The sequence below is a fragment of the Catenulispora sp. MAP12-49 genome, from assembly GCF_041262705.1.
Taxonomy (GTDB): domain Bacteria; phylum Actinomycetota; class Actinomycetes; order Streptomycetales; family Catenulisporaceae; genus Catenulispora.
Window position 1 is genome coordinate 1 of the sequence record NZ_JBGCCP010000075.1, and the last position, 14,345, is coordinate 14,345.

Consider the following 14,345-nt stretch of genomic DNA (forward strand, 5'->3'; position numbering starts at 1 on the left):
GACTGGGCGGTGTCCAGCCGGACGAGGCGCAACCACAGCAGCGTGTGATCCGGCTTGACACCGCCCAGGCCGGGATGGTTCCCTCCGGGCGCTGAAGCGACGGGGAATCCGGGACAAAGGCGACCACAAGCAGCGTCCGCCGGCAGACTACGCGGCCCCCACTCCCCGGAGCGAGGCCGCTCGCCGCGCAGGCGCCGCCGGAGGCGCTCTTCAAGCTCTTGACTGTCGCAGTTGACTGTCGCTCTTGACCTTGACTGTGGCTCTAGACCCCACCACCTACCCAGACCATCAGCCGCCGTCGCAGCCACGACCACCGCCCACAACCGCGCCACCAGCGGATCCCGCAAACCCTGCGCGAAGCCGTAAAAGCCTCTAAAATCCACCGCCCAACCGCACCAACACCCCCCACGCCACCCCACCCCGACCCACACATGAGTCAGGGGCGCCAAAAATCATCGCAGGGCACGAAGCTGCTGGGTGCGCTCACTCGTGAAGCAGGGCCCGTATGCGCGAGCGAATCTCGTCGTCGTCGCGCAGATGCGCGATGTCGTGGACGCCGATCGGGAAGCGTTCGTCCTGATCGGCCAAGGCGCGCAGCGTCTCGGCTGCGCTCGTGGGGAGCGGAGCCAGGGCGGCAAGGGCGTCGAAGGCACGGTTGCGCGCTATCGGCGAATTGGCGCCGGCGAGGATGGCGAGGAGTTGGTCGGCGAGTTCTGTGCGGCGCGCGCCGGGCCAGGGGCCGTCCGGATCGATGGCGAGCAGTGCTTGGGCTGCCGCCGGGCAGGAGACCGGTTCGGTCAGGGCCACTTCGAGGGCGGGGACCAGTTCGCGGGCGGCGGGGCCGAGTTCGGCGGCGAGGTCGGCGGCGGTGGCGACGGTCCAGGCGGTGAACAGTTCGCCGGACAGGGCGAGGGTGCCGCGCAGGACGTCGATCGCGTCGCCGGGGTCGCCGGTCAGCTGCCAGAGTGTGCGGCCGAGTTTCATGCGTGCCTGGTGTGCCGGCAGGCTCGGGGTCGGGACCGGAATGGCCTGCAGTGCCTGGCGCAGCAGCGGGACGAGGAGGTCTGCGTGGTCCGGGAACCGGGTCGCGGCTTCGGCGACGTCGGCACGGTCATCAGGGTTCTTGGTCGCGGTGGTGAGGCCGAAACGGACGGCGGCCAGCAGCGGGGCGGAGTCCTGTGTCAGGGCTCGTACAGCCTCGGCCGCCACGAGGCGGGTACGGACCGCGTCGCCTTCCTCGGCAGTGGCGGCGACCCGCCGCAGCATCGCCATGGCTTCCAGGGACATCGGGTGGATCACGGCCAGAACCGGTGCTGCGACGGCGGGCTGGAGGGCGAGCAGGCGGATCAGTTCGGGGACGGCGGGGGCCGCGTCGTCGCCCCACGCGGTGAGGATCGCGGCGAGGCGGCGGGGTTCACTGCGGTCCCGGACGGCGGCGAAGGGGTTGTCGGGCTCAGCCGGCGGTTCGTCCTCGGCGTCGCATATCCGGGCCAGGCGGTGGCGAATCGCGGCGAGAAGGTCGGGGTCGAAGGGTATTGCGACGCCGGAGACGGAGGTGGCGTCGAGGGTCCGCGGCCGGTTGTGTTCGATGATTGCCTGGCCGAGCAGGGCGGGGACGGCCGGATCGTTCCAGCGCGCCAGGCACGCGAGGGCTTCGTCGGCCAGCGTCGGGTCGTCTTCGGTGCCGGCCAGGGTGACGAGGCGGTCGCGGGCTGCGGGGGCGAGCACGTCCGGGCCGATCAGTTCGAGCAGGCTGATGACGCGGTGGGCCAGCTCCGGGCGGTCCAGCAGGCGTGCGAGGGCCTCGGCCAGCAGGGCCGGTGCGCTGCGGTAGGAGACGATCAGCCACCGCGCGGCGGACAGGTAGCGGTCGGCTTGTTCAGCAGGTTCGGCAGATTCAGCAGATTCAGCAGGCGCATCATCCTCTGACTCGGCGGGCGACTCGGGGAGCCGGCCCAAAGCCTCCGTCAGCACCTCGACCGCAACTGCTGCTCCCTGCCGCTCGGCCAACGCACGGATGACCTGATCGAACAACTCCCCCTCGTCGCTCCAGAACCAAAGCTCCGCATCCTCGGGGATCGGCGTCAGCGCAGCCTCACGCACCCGCTCGTCCACCTGCCGTCCGGCGCGTATCCACGCCAGCGCGCAGCTGACGCGCAGCAACGGATCGTCCGAGGACACCTCGTCGGCCAAGTCCGCGGCCTTCGCGGCATCCAGGCGCATCATCGCGTGCAGCGCCTCGGCATCGGCGTGCCAGTGCTCAAGAATCAGTTCTCTGGCATGCTGCCGCTCTCCAGCGTGCACAAGCACGAACTGCGCTCCGGCGCGTACCTGGGCCTCCCGGTCGTCCAGCAACCCGGCGATCGCCTCGGTGTGCGCGGCGACCGCCGAGCGCACGGCGGCGGGGTCCTCGACCTCGCGCGGGTCCGTACTGGCCGCGATGTCCCCGAGCAGGCGCAGCACCTGCGGTGTCTGCGTGCCCGACGCTCCAGAGGCGGCGATCGCGACCAGGAACGGGACGGCCGGGATCGTCGCCGGGTAGACCGAGCCCTGGTGCCAGATGTTGCTGTACAGCTCGTACACCGCTTCCTCGGCCTGCTCGGCGTCGCCGGCGGCCAGGGCGCGCAGCAGGTCGGGGACGTCGTCGGCCGGGCCGTAGGCGTGTTCCAGCGAGTCCCAGGCGACATCGTCGAGGCCGGCGAGAGCGGGGAGGTCGAACGTCATGAGCGGATGATGCCAGAGGGCGGCGACACGGTGTGGCGCGGTTCACGCGCCGTCAACGTGTCCATATCATCGCTATCCATCACCGCCATCTCGACCGGTTTCCACAACCGGGGTTCCACGAAGGAGTGCAATGCAACAGGTGAAGGCAGTAATCGCACGTGCCGAGGGCGCGCCGGTCGAGATCGTGACGATCAACGTCCCGGACCCCGGTCCCGGCGAGGCCGTGGTGCGGGTCCAGACCTGCGGGGTGTGCCACACCGACCTGCACTACCGGGAGGGCGGGATCAACGACGAGTTCCCCTTCCTGCTCGGGCACGAGGCCTCCGGCGTCGTCGAGGCCGTCGGGCCCGGCGTGACCGAGGTGGAGCCCGGCGACTTCGTGGTCCTGAACTGGCGCGCGGTGTGCGGGCAGTGCCGTGCCTGCCGCCGCGGCGAGCCCTGGTACTGCTTCGCCACGCACAACGCCAAGCAGAAGATGACGCTCGAGGACGGCACGGAGCTGACTCCGGCCCTGGGCATCGGCGCGTTCGCCGAGAAGACGCTGGTGGCGGCCGGCCAGTGCACAAAGGTGGACCCCAGCGCGCGCCCGGCGGCGGTCGGGCTGCTCGGCTGCGGGGTGATGGCCGGTATCGGCGCTGCGGTCAACACCGGAGGCGTCACGCGCGGCAAGTCCGTGGCGGTGATCGGCTGCGGCGGGGTCGGCGTGGCCGCCGTCGCGGGATCGGCGCTGGCCGGCGCCGATCCGATCATCGCAGTGGACATCGACGCCAAGAAGCTCGAAGCCGCCACCCGGCTCGGCGCCACGCACACCGTCGACTCCTCGAGCACCGACCCGGTCGCCGCGATCCAGGAGCTGACCGGCGGGTTCGGCGCGGACGTGGTGATCGAGGCGGTCGGCCGCCCGGAGACCTGGAAGCAGGCGTTCTACGCCCGCGACCTGGCCGGCACCGTGGTGCTGGTGGGTGTGCCGACGCCGCAGATGAAGCTGCCGGACCTGCCGCTGATCGACGTGTTCGGCCGCGGCGGCGCGCTGAAGTCCAGCTGGTACGGCGACTGCCTGCCCAGCCGCGACTTCCCGATGCTGGTCGACCTGTACCTGCGCGGCAAGCTCGACCTCGACGCCTTCGTCAGCGAGGAGATCGGCCTGGGCGATGTCGAGGCGGCCTTCGACCGCATGCACCGCGGCGAGGTCCTGCGCTCGGTGGTGATCCTGTGACGGCGGCGCGCGTCGATCACGGCGTCACCTCCGGCACGTTCTCGCTGGACGGGCAGACCTTCGAGGTCGACAACAACGTCTGGGTGGTGGGCGACGACACCGAATGCGTGGTCATCGACGCCCCGCACTCGGTGGAGGGGATCCTCAAGGTGGTCGACGGACGGCGGGTCTTGGGCATCGTGTGCACGCATGCCCACGACGACCACGTCCGCGTCGCCCCGGAATTGCGCGAGCGCACCGGCGCCCCGATCCTGCTGCACCCGGACGACCGCCCGCTGTGGGAGCTCACGCACGGCGGCCCCGACGACCCGGAGGCCACCCTGTGGGACGCCGATCTGGCGGACGGGCAGCAGCTGACGATCGGCGACATCGCGTTGCGGGTGCTGCACACGCCCGGACACGCGCCGGGCGCGGTGTGCTTGTACGCGCCCGAGCTCGGGTGCGTGTTCACCGGCGACACGCTGTTCCAGGGCGGGCCCGGGGCCACGGGGCGTTCGTACAGCGACCGGGCGATTCTTGAGGGCTCGATCCAGGCCAAGTTGTTCGCGCTGCCCGACGAGACGGTCGTGCACACCGGGCACGGTTCGGACACGACGATCGGGGCGGAGCGCGAGCGGGGGTTCTGACGGGCTACCCGCGACCGGCCGGCAGGCGCTAGCGTCTGGGCATGGATTCCGGGGACCAGATCACCGTGGAGATGCGGCTCGCGGCGGTCGAGGAGAAGCTCGACCGCCTGCTGGCGCACCTCGGTTTGGACGGCGGCGGCGACGGCGGGCCCGCGCCCGCCGTTCCCGCCGCGCCGAACGCCGAGGCCCACATCAGAGCCTTGATTCAAGCGGGCAAGAAGATCCAGGCGATCAAGGCCTACCGCGAGGTCACCGGCCAGGGCCTGAAGGAGGCCAAGGACGCGGTGGAGGCCATGGAGCGGAACATGCGGGCCAACGGCGGCTGGCGGTAGGGGGTTTCAACCTCCCTCACTTCTCCCCCGGCGGCCCGCTCGGCAGCTCCAGCTCGAACCACACCACCTTCCCGTGCCGGGTGATCCTGCTCCCCCACCGGTGCGCGAGCTCGTCGACCAGCTGTATCCCGCGTCCGCTCTCCTCGTACTCCGTGAACCCGCGCACCGTCGGGGCACGGGGGTCGGCGTCGGCGACCTCGACGGTGAGCGTGCGATCGCAGAACAGCCGCAGCTGGCGGGGCCGGCCGGTGTGCGTGAGGGCGTTCGTCACCAGTTCGCTGACCAGGAGTTCGGCCAGGTCGATGAGGCCTGCCAGGCCCCACTCGCGGAGCTTGGCGCGGGCGAAGGTGCGGGCCTGGCCGGCCATGCGGCGGTCGCCGGAAAGGGCCAGGGTGGCGACGCGCTCGCCGGCCAGGGAGACGGTCTTGGCCATGATCAGCGCGACGTCGTCCTCGGCCCCGCCGGGAACCAGGGCGGCCAGCACCGCGTCGCAGGCCTCCTCCAGCGGCCGGCCCCGCTCGGCCAGGGCCTGGCGCAGGAGGCTGATTCCCTCGTCGAGGTCGCGGCCGCGGCGCTCGACCAGGCCGTCGGTGTACAGCGCCATCACGCTGTGCTCGGGCAGCACGAACTCCACGCTCTGGAACGGGACGCCGCCGACGCCCAGCGGCGGGCCCGGCGGGACGTCGAGCACCGTGGTGGTGCCGTCGGGGGCCACGATGACCGGCGGGAGGTGCCCGGCCGAGGCGATCGCGCCGGAGCGCTCCACCGGGTCGTAGACCGCGCACACGCAGGTCGCGAACTGGTCCTCGCCGCTGCTGGCGGCGGTGGCGTCCAGGCGGGTCAGCACCTGTTCGGGCTCCATGTCCAGGGTCGCCAGGGTCCGGGCCACCGTGCGCAGCTGCCCCATCGTGGCCGCGGCCCGGATTCCGTGGCCCATCACGTCGCCGACCAGCAGCGCCACCCGGCCGCAGGACAGCGGGACCACGTCGAACCAGTCGCCGCCGACCTCGCTGACCCGGCTGCTGGGCAGGTAGCGGTGGGCGATCTCCATGCCGATCGTGTGGTGCACGTTCTGCGGCAGCAGGCTGCGCTGCAGGGTAAGAGCGGTTCTTCGTTCCCTGCGATACAGGCGCGCGTTGTCCATGCACAGCGCCGCGCGCGCCGCCAGTTCCTCGGCCAGCGCCACGTCGGCACGGCCGAAGGGTTCGCGGTCCTGCATGCGGATGAACTCCGCGCCGCCCAGGACGACGCCGCGGGCCAGCAGCGGCACCATCAGGTAGGAGTGGATGCCGGCGGCCAGCCCCCCGGCCACGCGCTCCGGGGAGGAGGCCAGCGCGGCCAGCGACTCCTCGTCGACGATGGGGATCACCATGGGGCGTCCGGTGCGCAGGCTGCGCGCGTAGCCCTTGGAGGCGTCGCGAGTGGAGGTCTTCCCGACGGCGTCGGCGACCTCTGTCAGTCCCGAGGGGAAGGACTCGGCGACGGCGACGGCCTGGACGACCACCGGCTCGCCCGGCGGCGGCAGGCCCGGCTCGTCGCCGCGCATCACCGAGCCGAGCAGGTCCACGGTCGCGAAGTCGGCGAAGCGGGGCAGCACCACCTCGATGAGCTCCTCGGCGGTGCGCTGCAGGTCCAGCGTGGTCCCGATGCGCACGCTGGCGTCGTTGAGCAGCGCCAGGCGGCCCTGCGCGGCGTTGGCCTGGCGCAGCGTCTCCTGCCGGGCCAGGGCCGTCTCGCGCTCGCTCTGGAAGAGCAGGGCGTTGTCGAACGCGGTGGCGGCCCGGGCGATCAGCTCCTCGCCCAGGGTGATGTCCTGGTCGTCGAAGGGCTCGCGTTCGGCTCTGCGGGCGTAGACCACGAAGCCCAGCACGGCGCCGCGCGCCACCAGCGGGGCCACGCGCACGGTCTGCGCCTGGCGGGCGTAGAAGGTGCTCATCCGGCCGGACGGGTTCGCGATGATCGAGGGCATCTGCGACGGGGCGACCACGACGGTCTGGCGCTGCCGCAGAGCCTCGGAGTACGGGGAGTCCGGCTCCAGCCGGGTCAGCTGCCCGATCGGCACGTCGTCGTAGGGGAATTCGTCGTCGTCGGCGTCGAAGGCCACCCGGCGGACCACGAAGGCCTCCGGGTCGGGCCGCACCGCCGCGGGCACGTGCCGGGACTGCTGTTCCAGGACGTGGACGCCGCACACGTCGGCGATCTCCGGGACCATGGCCTTGACCAGTTCCCGGGCCGCCTGCCGGACGTCCAGCGTGGCGCCGATGGCCGCGCTGGCCTCGGCCAGCAGGGCCAGGCGCCGGCGGGCCCGGGCGGCCTGCTCCTCGGCCGCGTGACGCTCCGTGACGTCGATGACGGTCGAGCTGACGCCGAACACGCGCCCGGAGGCGTCCTGGAGCCGGGAGTACCAGGCCGACCAGGTGTGGTCGTGCACGTCCTGGCCGTGCTCGGCGTCGCCGTCGGCCGGGCCGGCCCAGCGGGAGTCGGCGATCGGCACGCCGGTGGCCAGCACCTGCCGGATCTGCGCCTCGATCCGGGCGCCCTCCTCGCCGGGCAGCACGTCGCGGACCCGGCGGCCCAGGTGTTCGGCGACGGAGATGCCGTGCGTGGCCGCCAGGGCGGCATTGAGCTGGACGAAACGCATGCGCGTGTCGTAGACGGCCATGCCGACCGGGGACTGGCTGAAGAAGCTGTCGAGCACGGCCAGGTCGGCCTCGACGGCACGCACCGCGCGCACGTCCACGGCGGTGGCCAGCACCATCGGCGGCGGGCTGCCGGCGTCGACGCGGTAGGTGTGGATCTCCAGTTCCGCGATACTGCCGTTCTTGTGGCGGACCGGGAAGACGCCGGTCCACTCATCGCCCCGCAGGATGCCTTCGTAGATCGTCAGGATGTCGGCCCGGTACTCCGGCGATGCCAGCAGGTCCAGGGCGAAGCGCCCCTCGGCGTCCGCGGCCGAGTAGCCGAGCATCTCCTCGGCGGCGGCGCTCCAGTGGACGATGCGGCCGTCGGCCTCCAGCAGGGCTGTGGCGACGCCCACGACAGGATGGCGCCGGGGCGGCTGGTTCGGCTCCACGCTCCGGGCGTTCACCCCTCAAGGGTCCCTCAGATGGCGGCCGAAAGGCGAGTCGGACCGGGGTTCAGGCCGTGCGCGGCGACCGACCCTATTTGATGATGGGAAGGTGCAGGTCCTGATCATCCTCGGGGGGCGGGGGCGATGAGGCCTGACGACCTGCCCCCGGACGGCCTGGCATCCGTCGGGCCGGACACGCACGGCACCTCCGCGGACGACCTTTCGGCCGAGGAGGACGAGCCCCGGCTGACCGTGGCCCGGCTGAATTGGGCCAACCGGCAGATCGAGGCCGTGGAGACGGCCGACCGGCTGCTCGCCGGGCTCACCGCTCCGCAGGACGTGCTGGGCGTCCTGCTGGCCAAGCTGTCGGCGCTGCTGAACATGGACCGGCTGCGGGACTGCCCGCCGATCATCGACGCGGCCTGGGCGCTCATCCAGGAACACGGGGCCCGGCCGGCCGACGTCGGGGAGTTCCACGCCGTCGCGGCGTTCTTCTCCTACCGCCGGGGCTCCTTGGAGCGGTGCATCACCGATCTGGTGCGCGGCGCGCAGGCCCTGGAGGCCACGACCGCCGACCGGCGCGCGGTCCGGCCCTGGATCTCGATGGCGGTCACCTATTCGCTGGTCGGCTTCCACCGGCACGCCGTCGCGGCCCAGCGGCACGCCGAGGACATCGCCCGCTTCGGCACCGACGAGGACCGCCGGCTCACGGCGCACCCGGAGATCCGCGTCCGCCAGGCGGTCTTCCTGGACCAGCGCGGCGAGACCGGTGCCGCCAAAGCGGTCCTGGGCGACCTGGTCGACCGGCTGAACGCCTCGGACCTGATCGCGATCGAGGTTCCCTACCTGGGATACGCGATGGCCCGGTACGCGGTCCTCGGCGGGAGCTACGAAGGAGACCCGCGACGGTTGCTGCGCCTGCGCCACCACGAGTTCCCGGAGAGCATCGAGCTGTCCCGGCTGGGCGATGCCGCACTGCACATCGTGGAGGGCCGGCCGCGGCAGGCGCTGGAACTGCTCGGCGACGCCCGGACGGCGCAGACCCGCCTGGGCCGTGCGGAGGTGCCGCGCCTGAAGGCCCTGGCGTACATAGCCTGCGGCGACCACGCGGCGGCCCACGCCGCCGACCGGGAGGTGACCTACCTGCTGGCGCGCGCCAGCGACCAGGTCTACGACCTGTTCGTCGACGGCATCACGGCCCGCCTGGACTTCGACGAGCTGCGCCGCAACGTCAGCCGGTACGCCGACGAGGCGCAGACCGATCCGCTGACCAGCCTGCCGAACCGGCGGCACCTGGAGCGGTACGTCTCGGAGCTGACCACCCGCGGCGGGTCCGGGGTGCTGGGTGTCGCCGACCTGGACGGGTTCAAAGAGGTGAACACGGTCCACGGCCATCTGGTCGGCGACGAGGTGTTGCAGCAGGTGGCGGCGGTGCTGTCGCGCACGCTGCGCGCCGGGGACTTCCTGGCGCGCTACGGCGGCGACGAGTTCGTGATCGTGCTGCCGGGCACGGTGCTGGCCGAGTCGGCCGAGGTGGTGGCCCGGCTGACCACGGCGGTGGCCGCGCACGACTGGGCCGATCTGGCGCCCGGGACCCCGGTGTCGCTGACGATGGGGCTGACGGCGTTGGCGGGGCAGGGGTTGGCGGAGGCGTTCCGGGAGGCGGATCTGCTGATGCTGAAGGCCAAGGGGCGGCAGGGATCGCGCGATTAGCGCGGCGCGCGCCGCGGAGAGTGGCGCGGATCGAGCAGGAGACTGGCGCGGGTCGAGTCGGAATCCTGATCCGCCTACCCTCATCACCCCACTTGCCCTCCCCATGCATACCGGGTATCTATATAGCCGTGACCCGCAACCATACCGAGTATGTACGGACGTGATGCCATGTCCGTCAAACACTCCCTGCTGGCCGTCCTCGCTGATGGCGACCGCTACGGCTACCAGCTCCGTGCCGAGTTCGAGGAGCGCACCGGGGCCACGTGGCCGCTCAACATCGGGCAGGTGTACACGACCCTGAACCGGCTGGAGCGCGACGGCCTGGTCGAGCCCGCCGGGCAGGACGCCGCGAACCATGTCTTCTACCGCATCACCGACGCCGGCCGGGAGGAGCTGTTCGCCTGGTTCGCGCGGCCGGTGACGCGGGCCGAGCGGCCGCGCGACGAGCTGGCGGTGAAGCTGGCGCTGGCGGTCACGGTGGCCGGGGTCGATGTGGGCGCGATCGTGCACGCGCAGCGCAAGCACGCGCTGGGGGCGTTGCAGGACTACACGCGGGTCAAGGCGCGGTTGGACGCCGGGGAACTGGCTGCCGCGCTGGTGCTGGAATCGATGATCTTCCAGTGCGAGGCCGAGATCCGGTGGCTGGACCACGTGGAGGCGCGGGTGCTGCGGCACGCGCGGGAGGGCCGGGCCGTCGGGCCCGCGGATCGGACCGGCACCGGGGCCGGGCGCGAGGACAGCGCGCCGGCCGTTGCCACCAAGGAGGGGAAATCCATATGACGGGCAAGACGATTCTCGAATTGCGCGGGGTCACGCGGACCCACGGCAAGGGTGCGGCGCAGGTGCACGCGCTGCGGGGCGTGGACCTGGCCGTGCGGGCCGGGGAGCTGGTGGCGGTGATGGGCCCGTCGGGCTCGGGCAAGTCCACGCTGCTGTCGCTGGCCGGGGGCCTGGACTCGCCCTCCGGCGGCGATGTGCTGGTCGAGGAGACCTCGCTGGCCAGCCAGTCGAAGGCGCAGCTCGCTGCGATCCGGCGGCGCTCGGTCGGCTACGTGTTCCAGGACTACAACCTGATTCCGGCGTTGACCGCGGCCGAAAACGTTGCCCTGCCTCGGGAACTGGACGGGGTCTCGGCCCGCAAGGCACGGCAGGAGGCCATCGCGGCGCTGGAGGAAGTGGGACTGCTCGCCGAGGCCGACCGGTTCCCGGATGAGATGTCCGGCGGTCAGCAGCAGCGGGTGGCGATCGCCAGGGCCCTGATCGGGGAGCGCCGGCTGATCCTCACCGACGAGCCGACCGGCGCGTTGGACACCGAGACCGGTGAGGCGGTGCTGCGTCTGCTGCGCAAGCGCTGCGACGAGGGCGCCGCCGGGGTGCTGGTCACGCATGAGGCCCGGCATGCCGCCTGGGCCGACCGCATCGTCTTCATCCGCGACGGGCTGATCGTCGACGAGTCCGCGCCCTCGCAGCGCGCCGAGGACCTGCTGGTCGGTGGCGAGGCGCAGGCATGAGCAGCTGGGGACTCGCGCTGCGGGTGGCGCGCCGGGAGGCGTGGCGGAACAAGAAGCGCTCGGCGCTGGTGGTGGCGATGCTCGCGCTGCCGGTCGCCGGTGCCTCGGCGGCCGACACACTGTGGCGCAGCTCGCAGATCACGGCCGAGCAGAAGGCCGTCTGGCAGATGGGCAGCTACGACGCGCTCGTCACCGACGTCGGCATCGCGACGTACCAGAGCCCTGATGGGAACAACTCCGCACCGGTGGAGGACGCGTCCGGGAACACCCCGCCGCCGCTGCGCACGGGGCCGGCGAGCGTGGCCGGTCTGGCCGCGCTGCTGCCCGCCGGGTCGCAGGTCGGCCAGCGGGAGTCGCTGTACGGGGGGCAGGTGCAGATCGTCAACGACCAGGGCCGGGCGTGGGGGCAGCTCAATGACGCCGACCTCGCCGATCCGAAGCTGGCCGGCACCGTCGACCGGGTCGCCGGCGCCGCGCCGGCCTCCGCCGACGAGATCGCGCTGAGCAGTTCGCTGTCCGGGAAGCTGCACAAGGGGGTCGGCGACACCCTCCCCATCCGTCCCTCCGAGGACAACGCCGGCACGATGCCGCAGCCGAAGACCATGCGCGTGACCGGGATCTACGACAGCAAGCAGAATCCCTACGACGACATCGTCTTCGCCCAGCCGGGGGTCCTGGCCGCGCAGCAGTCCTCCGGCCAGACGGCGTTCCCCATCACGGTGCCCGGCGGCGTCGGCTGGGATCTGACGAAGCGTCTGAACGCTCAGGGCTTCCTCGTGGAATCCAAGCTGCTGCTGGCCGATCCGCCGCCCCGGTCGCAGGTCCCGTACTACACGGCCTACGGCAACGGCGGGCTGGGCACCAGCAGCCGCGCCTCGACGCTGGCCGTGGCGGCGATCGCGCTGTCCATCGTGCTGCTGGAGGTGGTGCTGCTGGCCGGTCCGGCGTTCGCCGTGAGCGCCCGCCGCCGACGGCGAGACTTCGGCCTGCTCGGCGCGGCCGGCGCGGACAGCCGGCGGCTGCGCCGGATCGTGCTGGCCGACGGCGTGGTGCTCGGGGCCGCCGGCGGTGTGATCGGCGCGGTGGCCGGCATCGCGGGCGCGGCGGCGGTCCTGCCGTGGTTCGGGCACTACTCGCAGCAGGCGCTGGGCGGGTTCCGGCTCAAGCCGCTGGAACTGCTGGCCGCGGCGGCGGTCGGCGTCCTCACCGGCCTGGCGGCCGCGGTGGCCCCGGCGATCGCGACCTCGCGGCAGGACGTCATGGTCGCGCTGACCGGGCGGCGCGGACAGTCGGCGACGCCGTGGAAGCTGCCGCTGATCGGGCTGGGCGGCGTGATCGTCGGGACCGGCCTGATCCTGTTCGGCGCCTGGCACGGCGGCAACGCGGTCGTGGTCGTGAGCGGCGTCTTCCTGGCCGAGCTCGGTCTGGTGGCCTGCACGCCGGTCCTGGTGGCGTGGTCGGGCAAGCTGGCCCGGGGCCTGCCGCTGACCGGCCGGCTGGCGCTGCGCGACGGCGCCCGCAACCGGGGCCGCACCGCCCCGGCGGTGGCCGCGATCATGGCCGCGGTGGCCGGGGCCACGACGGTGGCCATGGTCATCAACTCCGACGACGCACAGCAGCGGCGCTACTACACCAGCCAGCTGCGCACGGGGCAGGCGGTGGCGTCGTTCGACTACGGCGCCTCCCGCGTCTCGACGGACTCGGCCAACCGGCTGCTCACGCAGGTCTCCGCGGTACTGCCGACCAAGCAGGGCGCGGTGTTGCAGGGCGTCGGCTTCGGGGACGGCCAGACGCAGCCCGCGACGCCGAGCGTGGTCCGGACACCGCAGAACATGTGCCCGGCCAATCTGAACGGCGCGGCCATGGCGAAGGACCCGCGCTGCGACGCGCACGGCGGAGCCGAGCAGTTCGAAACGGGCGCCACGCGGGTGGTCGCGGGCGGCCCCGAGCTGCTGCGGGTCCTGCTGGGCCGGACGGATCCCGCCGCCGAGGCCACCCTGGCGGCCGGCGGCGCGGTCGTCTTCGACAAGTACAACCTGGCCGCCGACGGGCCCAAGCCGACGGTCGAGATCGGCGTCGAAGCAAGCTGCGACGAGCAGCAGCAGGGATGCACCGGCCCCACCACGAACACGACACTGCCCGCGGCCTTCGTGAACAGCCCGCGCTGGGACGTGGAGGCCGTGGTGTCGCCGGGCACGCTGAGCAAGTTCGGCGTGAACTACACCCCGATGGACCTGCTGTTCGACACCACCCGCATGCCGACGTCCCAGGAGGAGCAGCACGCCGACAACCTGGTCGGGGCGGCGGGAATCCAGCAACGCTTCTACGTCGAGCGCGGCTACCAGAGCCAGACCTGGGTGGGCCTGCTCGCCCTGGCGGCAGTGGCCGGCGCGGTGATGCTGGGCGCCGCGGCGGTGGCCACGGGCCTGGCCATCACCGACGCCCAAGCCGACCTGGAAACCCTCGCCGCGATCGGCGCACGCCCCCGAGTACGCCGCCTACTGGCCGGCTCCCAGGCCGCAGTCACGGCCGGCCTCGGCGCGGTACTGGGCGTGGCCTTCGGCCTGCTGCCGGCGATCGGCATCATCGAGGCCGGCGCCCAGCAGATCGCGGCGAACCCCACCAACCTGCTGAACGCCCAGCAGACGCAGTTCGCGCCCCCGTGGCTGTACCTCGGCGCCGTGGTCGTGGCACTGCCGGTGCTGGCCGCACTCGGGGCGGCCGGGTTCACGCGGTCGCGGATCGAGATGCGCCGGCGGCGGGGGTAGGGGCGGCGGCCGACGCCGCGTCCGAGAGCAGCCGCCCCGTACCGGCGGCGAGGCGAAGCCCCTGGCAACTCAGCTGACCGGGGGCTTCGCTATTCGCCGCACTGCCTCGCGGTATCGGCGGTGTCGGCGGTGTCGCGGAAGGTTCTGTCGGCGAATGGCTCGCTTAGCTGGGATGGGGATGCGCGAAGCCGTAAAAGGGCGCCCTGACTTGTGTGTGGTGGGTGTGGCTGGTTGCGGTTTGTTCGTGGGTTGACAGGCACAGGCGTTTCTTGACGGCTTCGCGCAGTGTTTGCGGGATCCGTTGGTGGCGCGGGTCGGGGGTGGTGCTGGTTTCGTGGGGCGGTGGTGGTGTGGGTAGGTGGGCGGCTCTACTGCGACAGTCAAG

The 14,345-nt window shown here is 72.3% G+C and carries 9 protein-coding genes; 7 read left to right on the forward strand and 2 right to left on the reverse strand.

Annotated features, from left to right (window positions below; all coding sequences use genetic code 11):
- Nucleotides 1-483: 483 nt before the first annotated feature.
- Complete coding sequence (locus tag ABIA35_RS49010) at nucleotides 484-2,724, reverse strand: hypothetical protein (RefSeq protein WP_370362597.1); 2,241 nt, start codon at nucleotides 2,722-2,724, stop codon at nucleotides 484-486.
- Nucleotides 2,725-2,854: 130 nt separating this feature from the next.
- Between ABIA35_RS49010 and ABIA35_RS49015 the strand changes: the two genes are divergently transcribed.
- The 3 genes from ABIA35_RS49015 to ABIA35_RS49025 are packed head-to-tail and all read left to right on the forward strand — an operon-like array spanning nucleotide 2,855 to nucleotide 4,898.
- Nucleotides 2,855-3,940, forward strand: coding sequence for an S-(hydroxymethyl)mycothiol dehydrogenase (locus ABIA35_RS49015; protein WP_370347630.1), 1,086 nt, complete (start codon nucleotides 2,855-2,857; stop codon nucleotides 3,938-3,940).
- The gene (locus ABIA35_RS49020; protein WP_370362598.1) at nucleotides 3,937-4,566 is read left to right on the forward strand and encodes an MBL fold metallo-hydrolase; all 630 of its coding nucleotides are present in this window, start codon (nucleotides 3,937-3,939) and stop codon (nucleotides 4,564-4,566) included. Before ABIA35_RS49015 ends, ABIA35_RS49020 begins: the two co-directional genes overlap by 4 nt.
- 41 nt (nucleotides 4,567-4,607) lie before the next feature.
- Entirely contained in the window at nucleotides 4,608-4,898 is a 291-nt protein-coding gene (locus tag ABIA35_RS49025) for a ribosomal protein L7/L12 (protein ID WP_370362599.1), read from the forward strand.
- A gap of 16 nt (nucleotides 4,899-4,914) precedes the next feature.
- Here the strand turns inward: ABIA35_RS49025 and ABIA35_RS49030 are convergent, their stop codons facing one another.
- Nucleotides 4,915-7,986 (reverse strand): SpoIIE family protein phosphatase, encoded by a 3,072-nt coding sequence (locus tag ABIA35_RS49030; RefSeq protein ID WP_370362600.1) that lies wholly within the window; start codon nucleotides 7,984-7,986, stop codon nucleotides 4,915-4,917.
- 126 nt (nucleotides 7,987-8,112) lie between these two features.
- Between ABIA35_RS49030 and ABIA35_RS49035 the strand changes: the two genes are divergently transcribed.
- The 4 genes from ABIA35_RS49035 (at nucleotide 8,113) to ABIA35_RS49050 (ending at nucleotide 13,960) form a co-directional block, all read left to right on the forward strand.
- Nucleotides 8,113-9,681, forward strand: coding sequence for a GGDEF domain-containing protein (locus ABIA35_RS49035; protein ID WP_370362601.1), 1,569 nt, complete (start codon nucleotides 8,113-8,115; stop codon nucleotides 9,679-9,681).
- Nucleotides 9,682-9,849: 168 nt separating this feature from the next.
- Complete coding sequence (locus ABIA35_RS49040; RefSeq protein WP_370347619.1) at nucleotides 9,850-10,461, forward strand: PadR family transcriptional regulator; 612 nt, start codon at nucleotides 9,850-9,852, stop codon at nucleotides 10,459-10,461.
- The gene (locus ABIA35_RS49045; protein ID WP_370347617.1) at nucleotides 10,458-11,192 is read left to right on the forward strand and encodes an ABC transporter ATP-binding protein; all 735 of its coding nucleotides are present in this window, start codon (nucleotides 10,458-10,460) and stop codon (nucleotides 11,190-11,192) included. Before ABIA35_RS49040 ends, ABIA35_RS49045 begins: the two co-directional genes overlap by 4 nt.
- A complete protein-coding gene (locus tag ABIA35_RS49050; protein WP_370362602.1) occupies nucleotides 11,189-13,960 on the forward strand; it encodes an FtsX-like permease family protein in 2,772 nt (923 codons plus the stop codon). The genes ABIA35_RS49045 and ABIA35_RS49050 overlap by 4 nt, the downstream gene beginning before the upstream one ends.
- The last annotated feature ends 385 nt before the right edge of the window (nucleotides 13,961-14,345 follow it).

What these genes read in the sequence shown, in the direction of transcription:
- ABIA35_RS49050 (WP_370362602.1), top strand. Translation starts at nt 11,189, where the DNA reads ATGAGCAGCTGGGGACTCGCGCTGCGGGTGGCGCGCCGGGAGGCGTGG.
- ABIA35_RS49040 (WP_370347619.1), top strand. Translation starts at nt 9,850, where the DNA reads ATGTCCGTCAAACACTCCCTGCTGGCCGTCCTCGCTGATGGCGACCGC.
- ABIA35_RS49010 (WP_370362597.1), bottom strand. Translation starts at nt 2,724, where the DNA reads ATGACGTTCGACCTCCCCGCTCTCGCCGGCCTCGACGATGTCGCCTGG.
- ABIA35_RS49015 (WP_370347630.1), top strand. Translation starts at nt 2,855, where the DNA reads ATGCAACAGGTGAAGGCAGTAATCGCACGTGCCGAGGGCGCGCCGGTC.
- ABIA35_RS49035 (WP_370362601.1), top strand. Translation starts at nt 8,113, where the DNA reads ATGAGGCCTGACGACCTGCCCCCGGACGGCCTGGCATCCGTCGGGCCG.
- ABIA35_RS49045 (WP_370347617.1), top strand. Translation starts at nt 10,458, where the DNA reads ATGACGGGCAAGACGATTCTCGAATTGCGCGGGGTCACGCGGACCCAC.
- ABIA35_RS49025 (WP_370362599.1), top strand. Translation starts at nt 4,608, where the DNA reads ATGGATTCCGGGGACCAGATCACCGTGGAGATGCGGCTCGCGGCGGTC.